Below are 14,027 nucleotides of genomic sequence, written 5' to 3' on the forward strand. Positions count from 1 at the left end.
CTGGATTCACGTATGACCCGGGACAACGGACCGGAGAGCACGCCTCGGCTGCGGTTGAAGCCCAAGGCACCCGTGTCCGGACACGTCGACGGGGCGTGGTGGCCACGGACCGACGACCTCACCGTGGAACTGCCGGATCTGCTTGCGGTGCTGTCAGTGCGCCTCGGCGCGATCGACCGTGTGCTGTACAACCTCGCCGAATGGGCCCAGATGCCGAAGCGGTTGACCACCGGCGGTCGAGCGGTCCGCCTCGACGGGTACCGGCTGCAACCGCCGAACACCCTTCAGGTGCTGGGACTCGGTCGCGAGAATATCCTCCTGCTCGTCGTACCCCCGCACACCGACGCCGACGTCGCACACGAGGCGATGATGACCGCGGCGGCACCCAACGATGCGACATCCGTCGGCGATCTGCTCTCGATCGGCACGTCCGACCAAGATGAGCCCGCCGACTACCACCGCCCGACGTTTCGTCGGCGCGTCAGGAAGGCGTGACCGTGACCGTCAAAGTGACGCTTCCCGACGGCCGCACCGATGACTACATGCGGTTCGGTGACGCGTACGTCAAGCATCACGACGGCACTCTCGACGTCGTCCGCACCGGTGCCAAGCACCCGTACAGCTACGCGTCCGGCGAGTGGACCGGCGTCGAAGGAGACCAGAAGCGATTCAAGAAGCGGTTCTGGGGCTGACGCTCACGCCACCGTCATCGCTTCGCGCGCCAGCACCTCGGCGGCCGCCCGTTCGCCGGAGCGCACCGCTCCGTCGATGAATCCGTACATGGCAGTGGATGTTTCGGTACCTGCCCAATGGATGCGGCCGCACGGTTCGCGTAGCGCGGGGCCGAACTCGGTGAGTACGCCAGGCGGCGTATGGCTGATCATCCCGCCGCCGGAGTAGCGCTCGACACTCCAGTTGTGTTCGACGTAGTCGACCGGCGTCCGCGCCTTGTCGCCGAACCGTTCGGCGACGGCGGCAAGCACCGCCTGCCTGCGTTCGCCGTCGGACAACTTGGTCATCCGGCGCGCAACCGGTCCTTCCGTGATGACGGTCAGCACGCCGGGTCTTGCCGTGTCGGTGCAAGAATCGATGGTCAGATTGGCCATCGAACCCGGCGCGAACGACTGACCCGACAGGCCGTCGGCTCGCCAGAACGGCTCGTCATAGATCAGCGCGATCTTGAACACCGCTCCCGACGGCATCCGTTGGTGCAGCAGCGAGCGGTCCATCGAAAGCATTGGTGCATAGACGATTTGGCCCGCGATCGCGATCGGCACCGCCACGACGACGCGCCGCGCGCGGACCACCATGTCGTCTGACCGGACACTCACTCCGTCGGCGTCCTGGCTGATGCTGCGCACCGGCTGCGACAGGTGTATCGCCTCGCCGAGTTCGGCCGCGACCGCCCGGTGGATGGCGCCCATGCCCCCGACCGGTCTGGCGTCCTCGGCGGCATCCTTGACGCCAAGCACAAAGCTCGGCCCACCGGCCGAGGCCATCTGGTAGAGCACGAACAGCAGTGAGATCTCCGAGGCGGCCGACGTGTACAGCCCGGCCACGGAGGAGTCGAGCAACTGGTGTGCGGCCTTGGACAACGAGTGCCGGTCCAGCCAGGCGCCCCAGCTGAGTTGGTCCCATTTGCGTGCCTTGGGCGCGGCCCACGGCGCCTCGACCGGGATGGTTTTGCACATCTGCGTCAGTTCCAGGAACACCGCGCCGATGTTGGCCACCGCCCACGGGTTCATCGACAACGGGATGGTCCCCTGGTAGCGGTACTTCTTGCCGTCGACGAACATCATCGCGTCGCCCTCGACGTACTGCTTGTAGCTCGGCACCCCGAACTCGGCCATCAAGCGGTAGATGGCGTCCTGCCCCGGCCCGATCCAGGCGCCGCCGCGGTCGATCCACAAGCCGTCGTCGCGGGTTTCGGTGAAGGTGCGACCGCCGACCCGGTCACGGGCCTCCAACAGCGCCACCGAGTGCCCCGCCTGTTTCAGCCGCAGCGCAGCGGTCAACCCCGCGAACCCGGCTCCCACCACGCAATAGTCCACGTCGGCCATCGGGCCCCCTCGCCTCGAATTGGTGTCATTGTCACCCTCACGGCCGGGTTATGCTGGCTGCTGGCGCAATTTGCTCGGTACATGAGGAGAGGTCGTGCCTGACGAAGTCAGGGTTACTCCCGAAGACCTGCACATGTCCGCTGCCACTGTCGACGTCCACGCGGACACCATGAAGGCCCGTCATTTCGAGGCGGACGGCCGGATGGAATCGGCCCAGCTTGGTTTGCCCGCCGGGTCCGCGGCGGCGTTGACGGGCGCCGTGGCGAAGTGGCAGGCCGACACCACGGCGATCTTCGGCCGCATGGTCGACCATTCGGACGGGTTGCGCACCGGCGCGGCCGCCTACCAGCAGACCGACCACGAAACGGCAAGCGACCTCGATCTCGGGCTGTAGCGGTGACGCTGTCCGTCGCCGATATCGACCGCTGGAACCCCGGTGACGTCCGCGAGGTCTTCCACGCCACCCGCAGTCGGGCCGAGGCCGCCGCCGAAGCCGCCAACGGCATCGCGCAACTTCCGGCGTTCGGCACCTGGGGCGGCGACGCGTCGGCGGCTGCCAAGGACGCGATCGGCCAGACCCGCAAGGACCTGGACGCGCACGGCAACGAAGCGCTGGCGGTGGCGCGGGCCGCCGACCGGGCAGCCGACGACATCGAGGCGCTCAAGGGCAAGCTGGCCAACCTCCGCACCCGCGCCCATCAGCTGGGAATGGAACTCGATGCGGCATCCAATTCCTTTGTCCCCGTGGCCGGCTCGACACTTACGGCGACCGACGTGGCGCTGGCCGAAGCCGAGCTGCAACCCCAGCTGACCGCGCTGCTGGCCGAGGCCGCCGCCATCGACGACGAGTTGGCGCAGGCCATCAACATGGCCACTGGCAAGACACCGATCCCGCAGACCGGTCCGCCGGTCGGCCCCGAGGGGTTGACGCCCACCCAGGTCGCCAGCGACGCCAACGAAGCGCAGCTGGAGCAGGAACGCGCCGGCACCCAGGCGCGGGTCGACGAATTACAACACCAGATCGACGAGCTGGCCCGGCAGACCTACACCACCGGCGACCACAGCACCGCGACGTTCGACCGGCTCAACGAGCTCAAAGACCAATTGACCAGTGCCAAAAGCTATCTGGGTGACCTGAACGCGGTGCACGATGCGCTCGGGAAGGCCCCCGAGACCTACTTGACCGCATTCGACCCGCGCACCGGCACCGGCAAGCACGTGCTGGCGGCGGTCGCGGTCGGGAACCCCGACACCGCGCGCAACGTCTCGGTCACCGTGCCCGGCCTCGGCTCGAACACCCAGGAGACCCTGCCGGGCATGGTCAGCGAGGCGCAGAACCTCCGACTGGAAGCCGAACGCCAGATGCGCAACGCGGGAGTGCCCGGATCCGCGGCGACCATCGCGTGGATGGGCTACGACCCGCCGCCCAACCCGCTCAACACGCTGAGTCCGCGGGACGCGTTGGCGACCATAGGCGACGGGCAGGCACGCGCAGGCGCTGACAGCTTGTCGTCGTATCTGGAACAGGTCCGCGCCAACAATCCGAACGGACACATCACACTGTTCGGACATTCGTACGGGTCGCTGACGTCGTCGTTGGCGTTGCAGGAACTCAATGCCCAAGGGCTGCACCCGGTGAACGACGTCGTGTTCTACGGATCACCGGGCCTCGAGCTGACCAGTCCCGACCAATTGGGCCTCAGCGCAGGGCATGCTTATGTGATGCGCGGTGTGGATGATCCGATCGCAACCGCCGTCGCGGAGTTGGCCCCGCTGCACGGGTGGGGCGTCAACCCGTACGACGGCATGTTCCCGCAGTTGTCGGCGCAGGCCGGCCTGGACCCCGGTGGGGTGTTGCGTGAGGGCGTTCAGAGTCATTCGGACTACGCCCGGCTCGGAAGCGACAACCAGTTGCGGATGTCCGGCTACAACCTGGCCGCGGTGATGGCGGGCCTGCCCGACAACGTCGCGATGGCGCCACCGCCACCCGCACCCATCCCGGCGCCGCAACCCCCGCTGATACCGGGGGTCCCGGGGCGATGACGCGACGAAAGTTGGCTGCGGGCTTGCTCATTGGCGCGCTGTGCATCGCCGCGTGCGGCTCGTCGACCAGTACGGGGGAGACCAGTGTGACATCAGCCGACCCGACCCAGCTCGAACAGAAGCTGCAATCCAAGCCGTCCCTGGAAACCGCGCAGACGGATTACCAAGCGGCGGTGCAGAAGATGGCCGCAGCCATCGCGGCGCTGACGCCGGGCACGACGTGGCAGATCGAGCAGACCACATGGGTGGGTTGCGGAGGCGACTACGCGCAGACGAAGGGCAAGCAGGCCTACGTGATGGCGGTGTTCAGCGGGCCGATTCCCGACAACGTCTGGCCGCAGGCGGTGCAGATCGTCAAAGACGGTGCCGCACAACAGGGAGCGACCGAGTTCGGGACGTTCAAGGACAACCCCGGCGATCACGACATCTACATCGCCGGGCCCGACGGTGTCGAATTCAGGCTGGGCACGCAGAAGGCGTCGACGCTCACCGCCAAGTCCGACTGCCGATTGAGCCAGGCGGATGCGGCCCCGCGCTAGCCGTAAAGCCGTAGCGCTCGGCGCGGTGGCGTTGCTCGCCGCGTGCTCCAGCGGCACCGCCGAGCGCGCCGACGTCACCACCACGGCCACCACGGTGACACCGACCAGGCCGCCCGTCGCAGCCCCGCCACCGATGCCCGCTCCGAACCCGACGTTCGACTTCTCCCCGGTGTCCACGCTGATCAACGATGCGATCGCCGCGAACAAGCTGCCCGGGGCAGTGTTGCTGGTCGGCCACGGCGGCCACGTCGTCTTCCAGCAGGCCTACGGTCAGCGCAAGCTCGCGGGCGAACCGGGTCTCGACGGCTTGCCCGCCCCTGCCGAACCGATGACCGGCGACACCATCTTCGACATGGCGTCGCTGACCAAACCGCTCGCCACCGCCACCGCCGTCATGCAGTTGTACGAACAGGGCAAGGTGGCGTTCGACGATCCGGTGCAGCAGTATCTGCCGGACTTCAACCCGGCCGACGATCCGCAGCGCGCCAAGGTGACCGTGCGGATGCTGCTGACGCACACCTCGGGCGAAACGGGGGACGTCGACCTCAGGGACCCGTGGGGACTGGACCACCCGGACAAGGCCGAAGGCCTTCGCCGGGCGCTGACCACGCCGCTGGAGTCCGGACCTGGCGAGTGGTTCCGCTACTCCGACATCAACTTCATCCTGCTCCGCGCGCTGGTCGAAAAGCTCACGGGCCAAACCGAAGACGTCTACGTGCAGCAGCACATCTTCGCGCCGCTGGGTATGACGGAGACCCGTTACCTGCCTGTCGCCAAGGCGTGCGGCTCGTACACGCTGCGAGGGGCGGCGATCGCGTGGGACCCGGCGTCGAACCAGAGCGTCGCCTGTTCGGAAGGAACGTGGAACGTCGACTTGTTGCCGCGCATCGCACCGACCGCGCACGACGAGGAAGGCAGAGCAGATCCCGGCCGGAACCCCGATCTCGACCACTTGCTGCGCGGCACGGTGCACGACACCACGGCGCGGCGCATGGGCGGAGTGGCGGGGCACGCCGGACTGTTCTCCACGGCTCGCGATGTCGGGATCTTCGCGCAGGCGCTGCTTGATCGGCTGGCGGGTAGTCCCAGCGAATTCCCGCTGCAGCAAGCCACTTTGGAGCTGATGACGACACCGCAGCAGCCCGGCCACACCGATCTCCAACTCGACGCGGCGAATGAAGCGATTCGAAACGCCGTCGGTAAGGAACCGCGCTATCCCGCGATCAGGGGGCAGAACCTGCGCGGCTTCGGCTGGGACATCGACACGGGGCTGTCGATGCCGCGCGGTGTGGTCTTCCCCGTCGGCAGCTTCGGCCACACCGGGTTCACCGGAACGACGGTGTGGCTGGACCCTGGCTCCGACACGTACGTGGTGCTGTTGTCGAATTCGATTCTGGTGCGGGGCAGTCCGCCGATCCAGCACCTGCGCGGCGATGTGGCGTCGGCGACGGCCAGGGTGCTGCACCTCTACGGCAGCGGTTGATCACCGCTCGAAGTGCTGATAGTCCTTGGGATTTCGCCAGTAGCCGCCCCACTGCCACCCCCGGTCGGTGAACGCGCGCACGACGGCGTCTCCGCCGTGCAGGATGCCGGGGTCGGTGCGGTTGCGGTCGGTGTACGGCGCAGCGGTCTTTGGCTGTATCGCGCCGGCCCTGTCAACCTCCGGATTCAGCAGCGGGTTCAAGTCGATGGCCCGACCGAACGCGTGCAACGACCAGTGGCCGGTGCCCGGGATGTCGCGGCAGTTGAACGCCGAGGTGTTGTTGTCTTCCATCGACAGTTCGTCGTCGGCGCCCGGGTACTGGTCGACGGTGCGGATCTTCGCAATCGGATAGCGCTGCCGCAGCAATTCGTCGAAGATCGCGACGACGTCCGCCGCGAGGTCTGCGTTGACGATCAGCGTGCCGCGGTGCGTCTGCCTGTCAAACCCCAGATAGCCGACCTCGACCCGGCGCAGTTGTCGCGGGTCTATCGGGCATCCCGGCCGCCAACTCGGTCCGAGGTCGGCGACGGTGACCGGCTCGACGGTTGGCGACGGTGACGTCTCGACGGTCGGCGGTGCGGGCGTCGCGGCGGGAGGGGGTGGGGCGGAAGCGCACTGCACCACGGCGGCGCTGACCACTGCCAGCGTCGAAATAACCGCTACCAGAGGCGGTTTCGTGCGACCTGCCGAGATACGGTCGACTTTACGCGCGAGCCGTGGCTACGGCGCGGGAACGCTACCGCAACCGACGCCGGGCACACAGCCGCTGGCGCCGCCGGGACCCGCAACACCACCGGGTCCCCCCGGGATGCTGCCTGCGGCACCCTCCGGCCCTGCCACCCCGCCGGGGCCGCCGGGAATGGTGCCTGCCGCGCCTTCAGGTCCAGCCGCACCGGCGGGTCCGCCGGGGATGGCGCCGTACGCGCCTTCGGGGCCTGCGACCCCGCCGGGGCCGCCGGGAACTGCGCCGTACGCGCCAGGCACTGCGGGTGCGGGCGCCGGCGCCGCACAGCCCGCTCCAGAGAGGTCATAGCATCCAGGCGGACCGCCGGCCGGGAAGCTGACGGGCGAGGCAAAGGCGCCGGGAGCCATGGCAATCGCGGCGGCCGCCGCACCAGTGAAAAGCACGGGAGACAGTTTCTTCAGATCGACCAGCATGTCCGCGGAGGTACCACCGCGCAGGCACTTCGAAACTTCGGGATTTGCCGACCGCTTGACGGGGCAAAGACAGTAGGACGTCGAAGGAGGATGCGTGGGACGGTACCTGTTAGCGGCGAGCCCGATACCCGGGCACGTCATGCCGCTGCTCATGGTGGGTCGCGACCTTCGCGGGCGCGGACACGACGTCACCGTGCTCACCGGCGACGAGCACCACGCGGCCATCCGTGAGGCCGGACTGCAGCCGCTCGCCCTGCCGACGTCCGCGAAGCCGCTGCGCCCGCAGGTCGCGGACCGGCCGGTCCCCGAAGTGGTGAACCGTTGGCTCAGCGGGCGCGCCGAGATCACGTCGGTGTTCATCGAGCCGCTCGCCGCCCAGTATCACGCGCTGCAAGACGTGTTGCGCACCGAGACGTTCGATGCGGTGCTGTCCGACATCGGCTTCACCGGCGTGCTGCCGCTGCTGCTGGCCGACGGGCCGCGGCCGCCGGTGTTGGCATGTGGTGTCGGTCCGCTGACCATCTCGAGCGTGAGCACGCCGCCGTTCGGGGCCGCGTGGCGGCCCAAGCCGGGGCGCGGCTACCGGCCGATGACGTGGGTGGTGCACAACGGGCTGATGGCCGACATCCAGCGTCGCCTCGACAAGACGCTGTCCCAACTGGGTGTCCGCCGCTGCCCGGTGTTCCTCACGGATTGGCCCGCCCTGGCCGACCGGCTGCTGCAGTTCACCATCCCCGCCTTGGAATATCCGCGGGAGGATCTGCCCGCCAACGTCACCTTCACCGGCCCGGTCGTCACCGACACGCCGCCACGCAACCGGTGGGCACACGCATCGGGAGCGCGCGCCGTCGTCCACGTCACGCAGGGCACGTGGGACAACCAGAACCTCGACGACCTGCTGCTGCCCACCCTGCACGGCCTCGCCGATCGCGACGATCTGCATGTCGTGGCGACCACCGGCCGGCCCGTCGATCATGAACTGGGACAACGGGTTCCGGACAACGCGTACGTCACGGACTTCCTGCCGTACCGCGATTTGTTACCGACGGTGGACGTCATGGTCACCAACGGCGGCTACGGCGGCGTCCACTACGCGCTGCTGCACGGGATCCCGTTGGTGGTCGCTGGCGGTACCGCGGACAAGCCGGAGATCGCCGCGCGGGTGGCCCACGCCGGCGTCGGCGTCGACCTCGGGACGACGCGTCCCACCCCCGCTGCCGTCGCCGCCGCCGTACAGCACGTGCTGACCACGCCGGAGTACCGCGAGACGGCCCGCCGACTGGGTCGGGAAATGCTGCAGCACAACGCATTCGACAACATCGCCGCAACGCTAGGCGAGCTGGAGTGCTCGGCTAGTTCGCCGTGAAATGAGCCCGGACCAGCGCGACGGCCAGCGGATAGTCGATCAGTGCCGCGGCGAGCACACCGCTCAAGTCCTCGACCGCCGAGCGTGCGTCCACACCGCGACTGGTGAGCAGTTCGGCCAGCCAGGCCGCCGTCTCCGCCACCGTCCGCGGATCGTCGGTGAGCAGTGCGGCCATCACCGCGTGCAGCATGTGCGGTACCGCGTCACGCGCCACCGCCCGCACAGAGTCAGCGTCGGCGCCTGCGGTCACCGACCAACCGCGGCGGACCTGGTCGACCAGGCGCAAGTGGTCGCCCTCCATTGCGGCGAGCTCCTGGACCGGCGCTGCGGGCAGTGGCTCCACCGCAGGCACCACGACCGGCAGCGCGGCGGCGGCCTCGACGGCGCCCTTGGCGTCGCGTGCCCACGCGGTGGCGCCGAGCGCCTTGGCGCGCACGTCGTCGTCGCCGAACGCCGCACCGCCCACCACCGCGGGCACCCCCGCCGTCGTACTCGCCTCGATGAACCGCCGGGTGGTGGGCAACGCGCCGAGCACCGAACAGCTCACGGCCACCGCGTCCGGGCCGATGTCCTGGATGTACTGGCTGAACCGAAGCGGAGACGTCGCGGGCCCGAGTGGCACGGTCTGCCAACCGTCGGCGCGCAGCGCGCAGTCGATGATCGCGGCGGGCAGCCAATGCCATTCCTTCTCGGCGCACGTGACCAGCATCTGCCCGCGGGTGACTGGTGTCTCGGCGATGCGCCGCGCGACCACTTCCGTCGCGGCGATCCCCATCGCGGTGGCGGCGTGTTCCTGCGCCACCGACCATTCGCCGCGCTGCCATCGCCGGCCGATGTTGCGCTGGGCCGCCGCGACCACGTCGATCAGGATGTCGAGCGGTGCGGTTCCGCTGCCGAGCAGATGGTCGACCAGCGCGACGATCTTCGACCGGTCCCCGTCGGCGAGGGCCTGGTCGTAGCGCCGCAGCGCGGATGACTGGTCTACTTCGAGCATGTGACGGCCAGCAGCGCCATGTCGTCATGCGGGCGCCCGTCCAGGTACTCCATGACGTCACGCTCCACCGCCTCGCAGACGACTTCAGGTGCGGCGCCGGCGTATGCGGGGAGCAGGGAATGCAGTCGCTCCATTCCGTACTGGCCGGAGTCACCGCGGGCTTCGTCGACCCCGTCGGTGAACATCAGCATGGTGTCGCCGCGCTCGAGACGTAACGACGCGGCGCCGTAACGCATATCGGCGACCAGGCCGACGGCCATCCCGTACACGTCGACCTGGTCGACACGACCGTCGGCGCGTATCACCAACGGTGCGGGATGCCCTGCCGTGGCCAGGTCGACGTCGACGTGTGTGCCGTCGGGGTGCGGGCGCAGCCGGGCGCACAGCACCGTGACGAACTGGGCCGAATTCGATTGGTGCAGAACGTTGTTCAACGCGCTGAGGACGGTGGGCGGATGACGGTCGAAGTGCGCGGCGGTCCGGATGCTCTGCCGGGCCTGACCGGTCACCGCGGCGGCCTCCACGCCCTTGCCGCACACGTCGCCGAGCGCGACCAGCCAGTCGCCACCCTGACCGGTGACATCGTAGAAGTCACCGCCGACGTCGAGATGCTCAGCCGCAGGGCGGTAACGGGCGGCCAACCGCAATCCGGCGACCTGCGGAAGTTCGGGTGGCCGCAGATGCTGCTGCAGTACCGAAGCCACCCTGGCCGTCTCGTCGTACATCCGCGCCGAATCCAGTGCCATCGACGCGCGCGCGGCAATGCGTTGGGCGAATGCGACATCGTCGGCGCTGAATCCGGCGTTGGCCCGGCGCAGCATCACCAGCGCGCCGAACGTCGTACCGCGGGCGGTCAGCCCGAACCCCAGCGCCTCGGCAGGCACCAGCGCCTCGGCCGAACCGCGGAACGGTTCGACCGGTACCAGGCCGGACAACTCGCTGCCCTCGATCTGCTCGGTCTGTCCGGTGCGCAGGATGCGGCTCAGCGGCAGCCCCTCGAGCCTGGCCCGCGCGACCACGACACCACCGGGTTCGGCGTCACCCAACATCACCAGTTCACCGCTGCGACTGTCGGGAACGATCACCATCGCCCAGTCGGCGAGCCGTGGTTGAACCAGCCCGATCAGTTTGAGCGCGCTGCGGCGCAAGTTGAGGCAACCGCCCAACTCAACGGCGATCTCTTCGGCGAGTTGTTCGCGATCTTTGACAGATGGACGCACCTGGACCTGCAGCTCTGGGGTCACTGGGGTGGGCAATAACGACACAAATATCCGACCTTCTCCCCAACGGGGTTCCGAATGCGATGCGGGCAACGACGGCCCGCGGACACCGGTACGAGAAGGCTGGCATCTCAACCTCGCCGTCCACCCTACCCAGTCACCCCCGAGTGCGTGCGACGGCGGGAAAAATCGGATGCATCGATTGTGCATCAAATGGCGGATTGCGGGGTAAACACCGACACCCGACCTCACCCGTAGAAGGAGTTTCCAGATGTTCCGCACTCTGCCCGTTCGCACCTATTTGCTGGCCGGTGTCTCGGTAGTCGGCGCTGGCGTGCTTGCAGCCAGCCCCGCCGCGCCGCCGGCACCGCTGCAGGCCTCCGTCGCCCCGGCCGCTGCGGGTGCCGCCCCGGCGCCGGTGGTGCCGCCTGCGCCGGTCGCCCCGCCGCCCGCGGAGATCAACGCAGTGGCCGCCGCGGTTCCTGAGCCGGTTGCCGCTGCCCCGAACCCGGGCCTCCAGTTGAGCCTGCTGACGGGCACACCGAACCTCGGTGCGGGCAACGTCGGCAACTTCAACACGGGCCTGAACAACCGCGGCGCCGCCAACACCGGTGCGGCCAACGTGGGCAACTTCAACATCGGCGCCGCCAACACCGGCGACTTCAACATCGGTGTGGCCAACGACGGCGACTTCAACGTCGGCATCCGCAACCGCGGCAACTACAACGTCGGCGCGCTCAACGACGGGGTGCGCAACTTCGGCGTCGCCAACAGGGGCACGTTGAACTTCGGTATCGGCAACACCGGGACAGGCAACATCGGCTTCTTCAACACCGGCAACTACACCATCGGCGCGTTCAATATCGGCTTGCGCTACGCCAACTCGCCGACTGCGCCGGCCACCACCCTCAAGGAACCCGCGACCACCACTCTCAAGGAGACCACGACGCAGCGCGTGAGCACGACCTCCGGGAACAAGGCGACTCCTGCCACCGCGGCGAGCGATGACGACAAGCCGGTCGTCAAGAAACCGAAGGACCGTGTGCAGAAGAAGCAGGCAGACACCAAATCCGCTGACTCCAAAGACAAATGAGTGCACAACGCCGCGCAGCCACGCTGGTAGCGGGCTGCGCAGGCGTGGCGTTGGTGGTCGGGTCGATGGTCGCGTTCAACACCGCGCTCGGCGACATCGCCCGCGCCACCTCGGCATCGCAGACCCAGTTGACGTGGATCGTCGACGGGTACACCGTTGCCCTGGCGTGCCTGCTGCTCCCGGCCGGCGCGATCGGCGACCGGTACGGCAGGCGTTCGGCGCTGCTGGCCGGGCTCGTCGTGTTCGCGGTCGCATCGGTGGCGCCGGCGCTCAATGACAGCCCGGAGGCGATCGTGCTCTGGCGCATCGTTGCAGGCGCTGGCGCGGCGTTCGTGATGCCTGCCACGCTGGCGTTGATGGCGCAGGCCTATCCGCACAGTCAGCGCGCCAGGATCGTCGGGCTGTGGGCCGGGGTGGCCGGCTGTGCGGGTGTGGCCGGCATGTTGGGTTCGGCTGTGCTGCTACAGTTTTCGGACTGGCGTGCCATCTGCTGGGCGCTCGGCGGTGCAGCGGTGGCCGTCGCGGCGACGGCGTGCGTGGTGCCTGCGTCGGTGGCCCCCGACGCGCCGCGGATCGACTGGGTGGGCGCGGTGCTGATCGCGGCCGCGATCGCGGTGGTCGTGCTGACGCTGCTCGACGCGCCGCGACGGGGGTGGGATCATCCGCTGACCCTGGCGGGGTTGGCCGCCGCGGTCGGCCTCGGCTGGCTGTTCGTCGTCGTCGAGCGGAGACGGTCCCGGCCGCTGTTGGACGTCACGGTGTTCGCCGATGCGCGGTTCGCGGCGTCGGTCGCGACCGTCGTGGTGATGTTCGCCGCGACGTTCGGCTTCTTCTATCTGGCAATGCAATACGCCCAGCTGATCCTCGGCTACTCCGCGTTGACGGCGGCGTTCGCGTTCGCGCCGTTCGCGCTGCCGGTGGTGGTGCTCTCGGCGCTGTCGTTCCGCTTCGCGCCGCGGCTGGGTCTGCGGACCGTCCTCGGCGCCGGCCTCGGCTTGATCGCCGTCGGATTCGCCAGCATGACGCTGCTGCAACAGGATTCGCCGTATGCGCTGTTGGCGTCGACGGTGCTGGTGATCGGCTCTGGCATCGGGCTGTGCACCGCATCGGCGACGTCGGCGATCATGTCGTCGGTGCGCGACGAGCGCCAAGGGCTGGGCTCGGCGATCAACGACGTGGCCCGCGAGGTCGGCGCCGCGATCGGTATCGCGATCGCGGGTTCGGTGCTCGCCGAACGCTACACCGACACCGTCACGTCGCGACTGCAACCGCTTCCCGAGATGCTGCGCGCGTCACCGGGTCAGGCCCTGCAGATGGCCGACGCCATGGGCGCCAGGGGCGACTGGATCCGCGAAGCCGCCGTCGACGCCTTCGTGACGGCCACCCACGCGGCCGCGCTGGTGTTGGCCCTCATCGCCGGTGGCGCCGCGGCGTGGGTCGCATGGCGTGCACCGGGATTGCGAACGAAAGGTATCTGCAGTGTTGAACAAGATCATCAAAACGCTTGGCCAGCTGGGCTCAGTGGTGGGCATCCGCACCGTCGAGGAGCCGGGACACAGGTGCGAACCGCTGACGAAGCACGTCCAGATCCGGCATTACGGCCCGCGGGTGGCGGCGGAAACCACCGTCGGCCGTGACGAGATGTCGGCGCGCCACGAGGGCTTTCGCCGATTGGCCGGCTACATCTTCGGCCGCAACCACGGTGGTGACCGGATCGCGATGAGCGCACCGGTGGGCACCGCGCCGGCGGAACCCGGGTGGGTGATCCGGTTCTACATGCCTGCCGGACGGACGCTGGAATCGCTGCCGATGCCCCACGACGACCGTGTCCGGCTGGTCTCGGTGCCCGCCGAATCGGTTGCGGTGCTTCGCTTTACCGGCACCGCGACACCTGAGGCGGTCAGGGCGCACACCGCGGCGCTGCGTCGCGTATTACAGGCGTACGGTTTCGAGACGGTGGGCTCGCCGGTCACGTGGCTGTACGACCCGCCGTGGACCGTCCCGTGGCTTCGTCGCAACGAGGTCGCCGTCGGCATAACTCCGGTTCGGGTTTGACGCGACTGTCAACCCG

The 14,027-nt window shown here is 68.6% G+C and carries 15 protein-coding genes; 10 read left to right on the forward strand and 5 right to left on the reverse strand.

All coding sequences use genetic code 11. The annotated features are described in order from the left end of the window. Positions 1-12: 12 nt before the first annotated feature. Positions 13-495 (forward strand): DUF5994 family protein, encoded by a 483-nt coding sequence (locus C1A30_RS08985; protein ID WP_101947930.1) that lies wholly within the window; start codon positions 13-15, stop codon positions 493-495. A 2-nt stretch (positions 496-497) separates the two neighbouring features. Then, entirely contained in the window at positions 498-692 is a 195-nt protein-coding gene (locus C1A30_RS08990) for a hypothetical protein (protein WP_101950071.1), read from the forward strand. Positions 693-695: 3 nt separating this feature from the next. Here C1A30_RS08990 and C1A30_RS08995 read toward each other — a convergent pair whose 3' ends face one another. Then, positions 696-2,060 (reverse strand): flavin monoamine oxidase family protein, encoded by a 1,365-nt coding sequence (locus C1A30_RS08995; RefSeq protein ID WP_101947931.1) that lies wholly within the window; start codon positions 2,058-2,060, stop codon positions 696-698. A gap of 94 nt (positions 2,061-2,154) precedes the next feature. Here C1A30_RS08995 and C1A30_RS09000 point away from each other — a divergent pair, with 94 nt between their 5' ends. From C1A30_RS09000 to C1A30_RS09015, 4 genes are read left to right on the forward strand one after another with little or no spacing between them, the layout of a single operon-like run. Further along, the gene (locus C1A30_RS09000) at positions 2,155-2,454 is read left to right on the forward strand and encodes a type VII secretion target (RefSeq protein WP_142392569.1); all 300 of its coding nucleotides are present in this window, start codon (positions 2,155-2,157) and stop codon (positions 2,452-2,454) included. Between the two features lie 2 nt (positions 2,455-2,456). Beyond that, the gene (locus C1A30_RS09005; RefSeq protein WP_101947933.1) at positions 2,457-4,103 is read left to right on the forward strand and encodes an alpha/beta hydrolase; all 1,647 of its coding nucleotides are present in this window, start codon (positions 2,457-2,459) and stop codon (positions 4,101-4,103) included. Beyond that, positions 4,100-4,642: an LppA family lipoprotein gene (locus tag C1A30_RS09010; protein ID WP_101947934.1), complete on the forward strand. Its 543-nt coding sequence runs from the start codon at positions 4,100-4,102 to the stop codon at positions 4,640-4,642. The genes C1A30_RS09005 and C1A30_RS09010 overlap by 4 nt, the downstream gene beginning before the upstream one ends. After that, positions 4,626-6,125 (forward strand): serine hydrolase, encoded by a 1,500-nt coding sequence (locus C1A30_RS09015; RefSeq protein ID WP_101947935.1) that lies wholly within the window; start codon positions 4,626-4,628, stop codon positions 6,123-6,125. Before C1A30_RS09010 ends, C1A30_RS09015 begins: the two co-directional genes overlap by 17 nt. Here C1A30_RS09015 and C1A30_RS09020 read toward each other — a convergent pair whose 3' ends face one another. Together C1A30_RS09020 and C1A30_RS09025 are read right to left on the reverse strand one after the other, a co-directional pair. Further along, entirely contained in the window at positions 6,126-6,764 is a 639-nt protein-coding gene (locus tag C1A30_RS09020) for a M15 family metallopeptidase (protein ID WP_235009773.1), read from the reverse strand. A gap of 81 nt (positions 6,765-6,845) precedes the next feature. Next, positions 6,846-7,283, reverse strand: coding sequence for a hypothetical protein (locus C1A30_RS09025; protein WP_101947937.1), 438 nt, complete (start codon positions 7,281-7,283; stop codon positions 6,846-6,848). Positions 7,284-7,377: 94 nt separating this feature from the next. Here C1A30_RS09025 and C1A30_RS09030 point away from each other — a divergent pair, with 94 nt between their 5' ends. Continuing rightward, complete coding sequence (locus C1A30_RS09030; RefSeq protein ID WP_101947938.1) at positions 7,378-8,649, forward strand: glycosyltransferase; 1,272 nt, start codon at positions 7,378-7,380, stop codon at positions 8,647-8,649. Here C1A30_RS09030 and C1A30_RS09035 read toward each other — a convergent pair. Continuing rightward, positions 8,636-9,643: a B12-binding domain-containing protein gene (locus C1A30_RS09035; protein ID WP_101947939.1), complete on the reverse strand. Its 1,008-nt coding sequence runs from the start codon at positions 9,641-9,643 to the stop codon at positions 8,636-8,638. The two genes, C1A30_RS09030 and C1A30_RS09035, sit on opposite strands and share 14 nt — an antisense overlap. Beyond that, positions 9,631-10,887, reverse strand: a complete 1,257-nt coding sequence (locus tag C1A30_RS09040; protein ID WP_235009775.1) for a PP2C family protein-serine/threonine phosphatase — start codon at positions 10,885-10,887, stop codon at positions 9,631-9,633. The genes C1A30_RS09035 and C1A30_RS09040 overlap by 13 nt, the downstream gene beginning before the upstream one ends. Before the next feature lie 247 nt (positions 10,888-11,134). On the opposite strand from C1A30_RS09040, the gene C1A30_RS09045 reads away from it, so the two are divergent. Genes C1A30_RS09045 through C1A30_RS09055 form a run of 3 tightly spaced genes read left to right on the forward strand, consistent with a single transcriptional unit; the run spans position 11,135 to position 14,011 of the window. Next, positions 11,135-11,956: a hypothetical protein gene (locus tag C1A30_RS09045; RefSeq protein WP_101947941.1), complete on the forward strand. Its 822-nt coding sequence runs from the start codon at positions 11,135-11,137 to the stop codon at positions 11,954-11,956. Continuing rightward, the gene (locus C1A30_RS36025) at positions 11,953-13,593 is read left to right on the forward strand and encodes an MFS transporter (protein WP_101947942.1); all 1,641 of its coding nucleotides are present in this window, start codon (positions 11,953-11,955) and stop codon (positions 13,591-13,593) included. Before C1A30_RS09045 ends, C1A30_RS36025 begins: the two co-directional genes overlap by 4 nt. Beyond that, positions 13,565-14,011, forward strand: a complete 447-nt coding sequence (locus tag C1A30_RS09055) for a heme-binding protein (protein WP_369974108.1) — start codon at positions 13,565-13,567, stop codon at positions 14,009-14,011. Before C1A30_RS36025 ends, C1A30_RS09055 begins: the two co-directional genes overlap by 29 nt. Positions 14,012-14,027: the final 16 nt, after the last annotated feature.

The sequence above is a fragment of the Mycobacterium sp. 3519A genome (assembly GCF_900240945.1).
GTDB lineage: Bacteria > Actinomycetota > Actinomycetes > Mycobacteriales > Mycobacteriaceae > Mycobacterium.

What these genes read in the sequence shown, in the direction of transcription:
- C1A30_RS08985 (WP_101947930.1), top strand. Translation starts at nt 13, where the DNA reads ATGACCCGGGACAACGGACCGGAGAGCACGCCTCGGCTGCGGTTGAAG.
- C1A30_RS08995 (WP_101947931.1), bottom strand. Translation starts at nt 2,060, where the DNA reads ATGGCCGACGTGGACTATTGCGTGGTGGGAGCCGGGTTCGCGGGGTTG.
- C1A30_RS09010 (WP_101947934.1), top strand. Translation starts at nt 4,100, where the DNA reads ATGACGCGACGAAAGTTGGCTGCGGGCTTGCTCATTGGCGCGCTGTGC.
- C1A30_RS09015 (WP_101947935.1), top strand. Translation starts at nt 4,626, where the DNA reads ATGCGGCCCCGCGCTAGCCGTAAAGCCGTAGCGCTCGGCGCGGTGGCG.
- C1A30_RS09025 (WP_101947937.1), bottom strand. Translation starts at nt 7,283, where the DNA reads ATGCTGGTCGATCTGAAGAAACTGTCTCCCGTGCTTTTCACTGGTGCG.
- C1A30_RS09035 (WP_101947939.1), bottom strand. Translation starts at nt 9,643, where the DNA reads ATGCTCGAAGTAGACCAGTCATCCGCGCTGCGGCGCTACGACCAGGCC.
- C1A30_RS09045 (WP_101947941.1), top strand. Translation starts at nt 11,135, where the DNA reads ATGTTCCGCACTCTGCCCGTTCGCACCTATTTGCTGGCCGGTGTCTCG.
- C1A30_RS36025 (WP_101947942.1), top strand. Translation starts at nt 11,953, where the DNA reads ATGAGTGCACAACGCCGCGCAGCCACGCTGGTAGCGGGCTGCGCAGGC.